The organism is Pseudomonas sp. K5002 (assembly GCF_013386655.1).
Taxonomy (GTDB): Bacteria; Pseudomonadota; Gammaproteobacteria; order Pseudomonadales; family Pseudomonadaceae; genus Aquipseudomonas.
Genome location: NZ_JACARK010000726.1, coordinates 1 through 8,656, shown reverse-complemented (window position 1 = coordinate 8,656; position 8,656 = coordinate 1). Strand labels below are relative to the sequence as shown.

Below are 8,656 nucleotides of genomic sequence, written 5' to 3'. Positions count from 1 at the left end.
CGCACACGCTTTGGTCGGGCCATGCGCGCCGTGGCCGAGAACCCGCAGGTGGCGAGCCTGATGGGCATCAACCCGAATCGCATCATCGTGCTGACCTTTGCCATTGGCGGCGCCCTGGCGGCATTGGCCGGAATCATGATGGCGAGCAACTACGGCAGCGCGCATTTCTACATGGGTTTCCTGCCGGGCATCAAGGCGTTCACCGCGGCCGTATTGGGCGGCATCGGCAACCTCAAGGGCGCGATGCTTGGCGGCCTGCTGCTGGGGTTGATCGAAGCCCTGGGTACCGGCTACCTGGGCGCTGCCACCCAGGGTGTGTTCGGCAGCAATTACCAGGATGTGTTTGCCTTTATCGTGTTGATCGCGGTGCTGGTGTTTCGTCCTTCGGGGCTGTTGGGCGAACGACTGGCGACCCGCGCATGAGTGTCCTGAATACCTCCCGCCAGCGCGCCAGCTTCGGCCTTGTATTGTTCGCCGTGGCGCTGGTGCTGGCGCCGTGGATTGTCGGGCATGCCGGTGGCAATACCTGGGTGCGCACCCTCGATTTCGCCTTGCTGTACATCATGCTGGCCCTGGGCCTGAACATCGTCGTGGGCTACGCCGGGCTGCTGGACATGGGTTTTATCGCGTTCTACGCAGTGGGCGCGTACCTCGCCGCGTTGCTGTCCTCGCCGCATCTGTTGCAGCAATTCCCGGCGCTGATGGCGCTGCTGCCGGCGGGCATGCACACCTCGATCTGGTTGATCCTGCCCTTGGCCGCGTTGCTGGCGGCGGGCTTTGGCGTGTTGTTGGGCGCACCGACCTTGCGCCTGCGCGGCGATTACCTGGCCATCGTGACCCTGGGCTTTGGTGAAATCATCCGCATCCTGCTGCGCAATCTGGATCGCCCGGTGAACATCACCAACGGGCCCAAAGGTATTTCCCAGGTCGACCCGGTCAACCTGCTGGGGATCAACCTCGGGCGCACCCAGGAGCTGTTCGGCCTGCGCCTGCCTTCGGTCTATCTGTACTACTACCTGTTCGCCGCGCTGGTGGTGCTGATCCTGTTTGCCTGCATTCGCCTGGAGCGTTCGCGCATCGGGCGGGCCTGGGTGGCGATTCGTGAAGATGAGGAAGCGGCCCAGGCCATGGGCGTCAACACCTTGCGCTTGAAGCTGCTGGCGTTTGCCATCGGTGCCGGGTTTGGCGGCGTGAGCGGGGCGTTGTTCGCCTCGTTCCAGGGCTTTGTCTCGCCGGAGTCCTTCACTCTCAATGAGTCCATCGCGGTGCTGGCGATGGTGGTGCTCGGCGGCATGGGCCATATCCCGGGGGTGATTCTCGGCTGCGTATTGCTGGCGGCGTTGCCCGAAGCCTTGCGCGCGAGCATGGGCCCGTTGCAGCAGGCGCTGTTCGGCCAGGTGCTGGTGGACCCGGAAATCATTCGTCAGTTGTTCTATGGGCTCGCGCTGATCCTGGCGATGCTCTATCGACCGGCAGGCCTGTGGCCAAAAGGAGTGGCGCGATGAATCAGCCGCTGTTGCAGATTGACCAGGTGAACAAGCGCTTCGGCGGCGTGGCGGCGCTCACCGACGTGAGCCTGAGCATCCAGCCTGGGGAGATCTATGGCTTGATCGGCCCCAATGGCGCCGGTAAAACCACCTTCTTCAACGTGATGACCGGCCTGTATACCCCGGATTCCGGGCGCTTCCAGCTCGACGGCGAGGACTACAAGCCGGCCAGCGTGCACCAGGTGGCCCAGGCCGGCATCGCCCGGACCTTCCAGAATATCCGCCTGTTCAACACCATGAGCGCGTTGGAAAACGTCATGGTCGGCCGCCATGTGCGCACCCGCAATGGCGTGTGGGCCGCCTTGAGTCGCCATCGTCGAGCCCGGGAAGAAGAAGCGCAAACCCGCGCCCATGCCCATCGCCTGTTGGCGTATGTCGGGCTGGCGGGGTTCGCCAATTACCGCGCCGACAGCCTGTCCTACGGCCATCAACGCCGACTGGAAATCGCCCGGGCCCTGGCCACTGAACCACGTTTGCTGGCCCTCGACGAGCCGGCCGCCGGGATGAACGCTGCCGAGAAAGTGCAACTGCGCGGCCTGCTGGAAAAGATCCGCGACGACGGCCACACGCTGCTGCTGATCGAGCACGACGTGAAGCTGGTGATGGGGGTGTGCGACCGCATCAGCGTGCTCGATTACGGCCAGGTGATCGCCGTGGGCGCGCCTGCCGAGGTGCGCCACGACCCGGCGGTGATCCAGGCCTATCTGGGAGCCAGCGCCCATGTCTGAACCTTTATTGAAAGTCGACGGCTTGCAGGTGCGCTACGGCGCCATCGAAGCGGTCAAGTCCCTGGATTTACACATCGGCGAAGGCGAGCGAGTGACGTTGATCGGCGCCAACGGTGCCGGCAAGACCTCCAGCCTCAAGGCCCTGACCGGATTGCTGCCGGCAGCGGCGGGGCAGATTCACTTCGCCGGGCGTTCGATCCTCGGCCAGGCGCCGGACCAATTGCTGCGCCAGGGCATTGCGATGGTACCGGAAGGGCGCGGGATCTTTGCGCGCATGAGCGTCCTGGAAAACCTCCAGGCCGGGGCCTTCCTGCGTCGTGACACCGAGCAGGTGAACCGCGAGATCCGCCAGTTGTTCGAGCACTTCCCGCGTCTGGAGGAGCGCCTGCAGCAGTCCGCCGGCCTGCTCTCCGGTGGCGAGCAACAGATGCTCGCGCTGGCCCGGGCGCTGCTCTCCAAGCCGCGCTTGCTGGTGCTGGACGAGCCGTCCATGGGCCTGGCGCCGATCATGGTGGAGAAGATCTTCCAGGTGATCGACGACGTGTGCCGCCAGGGCATGACCCTGCTGCTGGTAGAGCAGAACGCCCGGCTCGCGCTGCAGGTCACCGACCGTGCCTATGTGATGGACACCGGGCGCATCAGCCTCACTGGCCCGTCCCATGAATTGCTCGACCACCCCGAGGTGCGCAGTGCCTACCTCGGTGAATGAATCAACCCTGACGCTACCGGACGCCCGGCGTGTTCCGACCAGCCCGTAAAGAAACAGGAACCACTGATGAAGACTTTCAAGCACACCCTAGTGATCGGCCTGGCCTTGAGCAGCCTGGCGAGTGCCATGGCCCAGGCCGACCAGACCGTATTGATCGGCCTGGCCGGGCCGTTGACCGGCCCGTCGGCTCGGATCGGCAAGGACCTGGAAAACGGCGCGCAACTGGCCATCGACGCGGCCAACGGCAAGCACCCGAAAATCAACGGTGAGGCGGTGACCTTCAAGCTGCTGTCCGAGGACGACCAGTCCGACCCGCGCACCGCCGTCACCGTGGCCCAGCGCCTGGTGGACGAAGGCGTGGTGGGCGTGGTTGGCCACTGGAACACCGGCACCAGCATTCCGGCGGCGCGGGTTTATCACGATGCAGGTATCGCGCAAGTCGCCCCGGTTGCTACCGGGCACGCGTATACCCAGCAGGGCTTCGACACCAGCTTCCGGATCATGGGCCATGACGACGATGGCGGCCAGGTGGCCGGCGACTATGCTTTGAACACCCTCAAGGCCCGGCGCATTGCGGTGATCGACGACCGCACCGCATTCGGCCAGGGCCTGGCGGACCAGTTCGTCAAATCCATCGAGGCCGGTGGCGCCAAGGTGGTATCCCGTGAATACGTCGACGACAAGACCATCGATTTCAGCGCAGTGCTGACCAATATCCGAAGCCAGAACCCGGACCTGATTTTCTTTGGTGGCGTCGATTCCCAGGCCGCGCCTTTGGCCAGGCGTATCAAGCAACTGGGCATCAAGGCACCGCTGATGGGGGCCGGTGGGTTTGTCAGCCAGACCTTCCTGCAACTGGCGCAGAACGAAGGCGAGGGCGTGATTGCCCTGGAGCCGGGCCTGGCGGTGGCGCAGATGCCGGGTGGCAAGGCGTTCGAGCAGGCTTACAAGGATCGCTACAAGGCGCCGATCGAACTGCACGCGCCGTTTGCCTATGACGGTGTCGGGGTGTTGGTGGCGGCGATCGAGAAGGCCGACTCGGTGGACCCGCAAAAGTACCTGCCGGTGCTGCGCGCCATCAGCTACCAGGGCGTGACCGGGACCATTGCGTTTGATGCCGAGGGCAACCTGAAGAAGCCGTCGTTCACCGTGTATGAGGTCAAAAGTAATCAGTGGCAGCCAGTCAGTGTGGCGGGCGGCAAGTAACAACCCACCCCTGTAGGAGCGAGCTTGCTCGCGAAAAATGTACAGTCAACGCAGCGATGCGCCTGGAATATCTTCGCGAGCAAGCTCGCTCCTACAGGTTTACGGAGGCACACAATGAGCAAGCTGGAAGGTGAACTGGGCATCCTGGCCCGGCGGCGGATCGAAGCCGAAATCATCAAGCCGATCTACGAGATCCTGGTGCGCGAGCAGGGCAAGGACTTTGCGGCGGCGGTGATCGGCGAGGCGGTGGGCAATGCAGCGATCCAGGCCGGCAAGCACTTTGCCGAGCTGGAAGAGCAGGGCGCCGACCTCAAGAGCTTTGTCGAGCTGCAAGTGCTCTGGGAAAAGGACGATGCGCTGAAGGTCGAGATCATCGCCAGCGACGCCGAGCACTACGACTATGACGTGAAGCGCTGCCGCTATGCCGAGATGTATCACGAGATGGGCCTGGGCGAGATCGGTCACCTGCTGTCCTGCAACCGCGACGAACTGTTTATCGTCGGCTACAACCCGGACATCAAGCTGACCCGCACCCAGACCATCATGGGCGGTGCCCATCACTGTGACTTCCGCTACCGGGCCAAACCCCAGGAGCCGCGTTCATGAACGACTTGGCGCGGGTCAATGGCGAGCGCCTGTGGGGCTCGCTGATGGAAATGGCGCAGATCGGCGGCACCGAAAAGGGCGGGGTCTCGCGCCTGGCCCTCACGGATGAGGACCGCCGCGGTCGCGACCTGTTTGTGCAATGGTGCGAGGCGGCCGGGTGCAGCATTCGGGTGGATGCCATGGGCAATATCTTTGCCCGTCGCGCCGGGCGCCAGGATCACCTGGCCCCGGTGCTGACCGGTTCCCATGGCGATTCCCAGCCGGCGGGCGGCAAGTACGACGGTATCTACGGCGTGCTGGCCGGGCTGGAGGTGGTGCGCACCTTGAATGACCTGGGGATTGAAACCGAGCGGCCAATCGAAGTGGTGAACTGGACCAACGAAGAAGGCTCGCGGTTTGCGCCGGCGATGATTTCCTCGGGGGTGTATGCCGGGGTGTTTGACCTGGAGTACGGCCTGTCCCGGGAAGACAAGGCCGGGATCACCATCGGCCAGGCGTTGCAGCAGATTGGCTATGCCGGTGCGCATCCGGTGGGTGGCCAGGCGGTGCATGCGGCGTTTGAGTTGCATATCGAACAGGGGCCGATTCTTGAGGCACAGGGCCTGACCATCGGTGTGGTCACCGGCGCCCAGGGCCAGCGCTGGTATGAAGTGGAACTGAGCGGGCGCAGCGCCCATGCCGGGACGACGCCGATGGATCACCGGCTCGATGCATTGCTCGGATTTGCCCGGGTGGTGGAGGCAGTCAATCAGATCGGCCTGGAACAGGGCGCCGAAGGGCGGGCGACGGTGGGCATGGCGAATATCTTCCCCAATTCACGCAACGTGGTGCCGGGGCGGGTGTTTTTCAGTGTGGAGTTTCGGCATCCGGATGAAGCGGTGCTGGGGTATCAGGATCGGCAGTTGCAGGCGGCGGTGGCGCGGATCGCCGAGGGGATTGGTTTGCAGCACAGCGTGAAGCAGATTTTCCAGTACGCGCCGATTGCCTTCGACCCTGAGTGTGTGGAGGTGGTGCGGGCTTCGGCGCAAGCGTTGGGGTATAGCCATCGCGACATGATTTCCGGGGCCGGGCATGATGCCTGCTACCTGAACCGGGTGGCGCCGACGGCGATGATTTTTGTGCCGTGTGTGGATGGGCTGAGCCATAACGAGGCGGAGGAGATTTATCCGCAGTGGTCGACGGCGGGGGCGGATGTGTTGTTGCAGGCGGTGTTGGCCAAGGCGGGGGAGTGAGCGAGGTTTAACTGTTCAACAGGGGACCGAGTTTCCACAGGGGGGGCGAGTTCCCATAGGAAATCCAGTTTTCGCTCTGGAGCTTCTTTGTCTGATGATCAGCGGAAGAACTCGCCCGGTGTGGCGTCGAACTGCTGGCGGAAGGCGTTGATGAAGGCCGAGGTAGATTCGTAGCCGCAGGCCAGCGCCACATCGGTCACGCGTTCGCCTTGTTCCAGGGCGGGCAGGGCGCTCAACAATCGCAGGCGCTGGCGCCACGCACGGAAGGTCAGGCCGGTGTCGCTCAGGAACAGCCGGCTGAGGGTTTTCTCGCTGACCGCCAGCTTCTGGCTCCACTGCCCCAGAGTGGTTTGCTGCTCCGGGTGCAGGTTCAGGCTGCGGTAAATCTGGCGCAAGCGGCTGTCGGCCGGCAGCGGCAACATCAGGTCGACCTGGGGCGCGGCGGCCAGTTGGTCCAGCACCACTTGGGCCAGCCGTCCATCCGGGCCATCCTCGGCGTATTCCACCGGCAATTCGCTGAAGTTGCGAATCAACTCGCGCAACAGGCTGCTCACCGCCAGCACCTGGCAGCGGTCGGCCGCCCAGGCGGTGACGCTGCAATCGAGGTACAGGCTGCGCATCTCGGTATGGGGCGAACTGAACACCCGGTGTGGCATGCCGGCCGGTATCCACACGGCCCGCTGGGGTGGCGCGACGAAGCGTCCTACGCTGGTCTGGATCTCCAGCACCCCGGATATCGCGTAGGACAACTGCACCCACGGGTGACTATGGCGGCGGGTCAGCGCGCGGTTGGGCAGGGATTCGGTGCGGCCATACACCGGCCTGGGCAGGCTGGAAAGCCCGGGCACGCTGCGGCGCACGGTTTTGTCATGTCCTTTTGGCGGCATTTACTGGCTCATTGGCGTTAGTCGGTAACAAGCCGTTACGTTAGAGTCGCGACGATGCTCTTGGCAACCCCTGGAAGATTGGCCTATGACCCGCCCACGCTTTTTACCTGACAACTTCACGCTGACCCTGGTGGCCACGGTGATCCTCGCGTCCCTGCTGCCCGCCAGCGGCCAGACCGCCGTGGCCTTTGGCTGGGTGACCAACCTGGCCATCGCGCTGCTGTTTTTCCTGCACGGCGCGAAACTGTCGCGCCAGGCCATTGTTGCCGGTGCGGGTCATTGGCGCCTGCACCTGCTGGTGTTCAGCCTGACCTTCGTGCTGTTTCCGTTGCTGGGCCTGGCGCTCAAGCCGGTGTTGTCGCCGCTGATCGGTAAAGACCTGTACATGGGCATGCTCTATTTGTGTGCGTTGCCCGCCACCGTGCAGTCGGCGATTGCCTTTACCTCGCTGGCCCGGGGCAATATCCCGGCGGCGATTTGCAGCGCGGCGGCGTCGAGCCTGTTCGGGATCTTCCTGACGCCATTGCTGGTGACGTTGCTGCTGAATGTGCATGGCGATGGCGGCTCCACCGTCGATGCGATCCTGAAAATCAGTGTTCAATTGTTGCTACCGTTCATCGCCGGGCAGATCGCCCGTCGCTGGATCGGCGAGTGGGTAGGGCGTAACAAATCCTGGCTGAAGTTCGTCGACCAGGGTTCGATTTTGCTGGTGGTCTACGGCGCCTTCAGCGAAGCGGTCAACGAGGGCATCTGGCACCAGATTCCGTTGTGGGAACTGGGTGGCCTGGTGGTGGCGTGCTGTGTGTTGCTGGCGCTGGTACTGGTGGCGTCCACGGTGCTGGGCAAGGCTTTTGGCTTCAGCCAGGAAGACCGGATCACCATTCTGTTCTGCGGCTCGAAGAAAAGCCTGGCCACCGGTGTGCCGATGGCCCAGGTGTTGTTTGCCGGGGCGAGCATGGGGGTGCTGATTTTGCCGCTGATGCTGTTTCACCAGATCCAGTTGATGGTCTGCGCGGCGCTGGCCCAGCGCTATGCCAAGCGTCCTGAGTCGATTCCCGAGCTGATGGGGCAAGTCGATCCCTGAATCGTCGTGTTACTATTTTTTGCGCGCGGCTCAAGGCCCGGCATCGGGCCGGCTTGATCTGCGCGCAAACGAGTACGACGACCTGTAAATGAGCATTTCCGCCGCAACACCTCAAGCCAACTGGCAACCGGTCTTCGCTCTCGCGTTGGCCGCTTTCGTTTTCAATACCACCGAATTTGTACCGGTCGGCCTGCTGAGTGCCATCGGCGCGAGCTTCGACATGCCCATCGCCAGCGTCGGCCTGATGCTGACCATCTATGCGTGGATCGTGTCCCTGACCTCGCTGCCGGTGATGCTGCTGACCCGTAACGTTGAGCGGCGCAAGCTGCTGATCGTGCTGTTCGGCATGTTTATCGCCAGCCATATCCTGTCCAGCGTGGCCACCAGCTTTGGCATCCTGATGCTCAGCCGGGTCGGCATTGCCCTGTCCCATGCGTTGTTCTGGTCGATTACTGCCTCCCTCGCGGTGCGTTTGGCGCCGGAGGGCAAGCAGGTGCAGGCCCTTGGGTTGCTGGCTACCGGTACTTCCCTGGCGATGGTTCTGGGTATTCCGCTGGGCCGCTTGCTGGGCGAAGCCATGGGCTGGCGCACCACCTTCCTGGTGATCGGCGCGTTTGCCGCCGGGCTGGTGTTCTGGCTGGCGCGCACCTTGCCGCT

Annotated in this window: 10 protein-coding genes; 9 read left to right on the top strand and 1 reads right to left on the bottom strand. The window is 63.6% G+C overall.

Annotated elements, in window-relative coordinates:
* The 7 genes from HX846_RS27210 to HX846_RS27180 all read left to right on the top strand — a co-directional run.
* A partial coding sequence (locus tag HX846_RS27210; RefSeq protein ID WP_372242017.1) for a branched-chain amino acid ABC transporter permease occupies positions 1-423 on the top strand: 423 nt, incomplete at its 5' end.
* A complete protein-coding gene (locus HX846_RS27205) occupies positions 420-1,505 on the top strand; it encodes an ABC transporter ATP-binding protein (RefSeq protein ID WP_087694203.1) in 1,086 nt (361 codons plus the stop codon). The genes HX846_RS27210 and HX846_RS27205, both read left to right, overlap by 4 nt.
* The gene (locus HX846_RS27200; RefSeq protein ID WP_177008269.1) at positions 1,502-2,275 is read left to right on the top strand and encodes an ABC transporter ATP-binding protein; all 774 of its coding nucleotides are present in this window, start codon (positions 1,502-1,504) and stop codon (positions 2,273-2,275) included. Before HX846_RS27205 ends, HX846_RS27200 begins: the two co-directional genes overlap by 4 nt.
* A complete protein-coding gene (locus HX846_RS27195; protein WP_008436935.1) occupies positions 2,268-2,984 on the top strand; it encodes an ABC transporter ATP-binding protein in 717 nt (238 codons plus the stop codon). Before HX846_RS27200 ends, HX846_RS27195 begins: the two co-directional genes overlap by 8 nt.
* A 66-nt stretch (positions 2,985-3,050) precedes the next feature.
* Positions 3,051-4,190, top strand: coding sequence for a branched-chain amino acid ABC transporter substrate-binding protein (locus HX846_RS27190; RefSeq protein ID WP_003207971.1), 1,140 nt, complete (start codon positions 3,051-3,053; stop codon positions 4,188-4,190).
* A 114-nt stretch (positions 4,191-4,304) separates the two neighbouring features.
* Entirely contained in the window at positions 4,305-4,796 is a 492-nt protein-coding gene (locus tag HX846_RS27185) for an L-2-amino-thiazoline-4-carboxylic acid hydrolase (RefSeq protein WP_010173377.1), read from the top strand.
* Positions 4,793-6,028, top strand: a complete 1,236-nt coding sequence (locus HX846_RS27180) for a Zn-dependent hydrolase (protein ID WP_178966470.1) — start codon at positions 4,793-4,795, stop codon at positions 6,026-6,028. Before HX846_RS27185 ends, HX846_RS27180 begins: the two co-directional genes overlap by 4 nt.
* A 98-nt stretch (positions 6,029-6,126) precedes the next feature.
* Here HX846_RS27180 and HX846_RS27175 read toward each other — a convergent pair whose 3' ends face one another.
* On the bottom strand, positions 6,127-6,915 hold the full coding sequence (locus tag HX846_RS27175) for a helix-turn-helix domain-containing protein (protein WP_178966469.1): 789 nt from the start codon (positions 6,913-6,915) through the stop codon (positions 6,127-6,129).
* 85 nt (positions 6,916-7,000) lie between these two features.
* Between HX846_RS27175 and HX846_RS27170 the strand changes: the two genes are divergently transcribed.
* Together HX846_RS27170 and HX846_RS27165 are read left to right on the top strand one after the other, a co-directional pair.
* The gene (locus HX846_RS27170; RefSeq protein ID WP_087694198.1) at positions 7,001-7,999 is read left to right on the top strand and encodes a bile acid:sodium symporter family protein; all 999 of its coding nucleotides are present in this window, start codon (positions 7,001-7,003) and stop codon (positions 7,997-7,999) included.
* Positions 8,000-8,087: 88 nt separating this feature from the next.
* A partial coding sequence (locus HX846_RS27165; RefSeq protein ID WP_178966468.1) for an MFS transporter occupies positions 8,088-8,656 on the top strand: 569 nt, incomplete at its 3' end.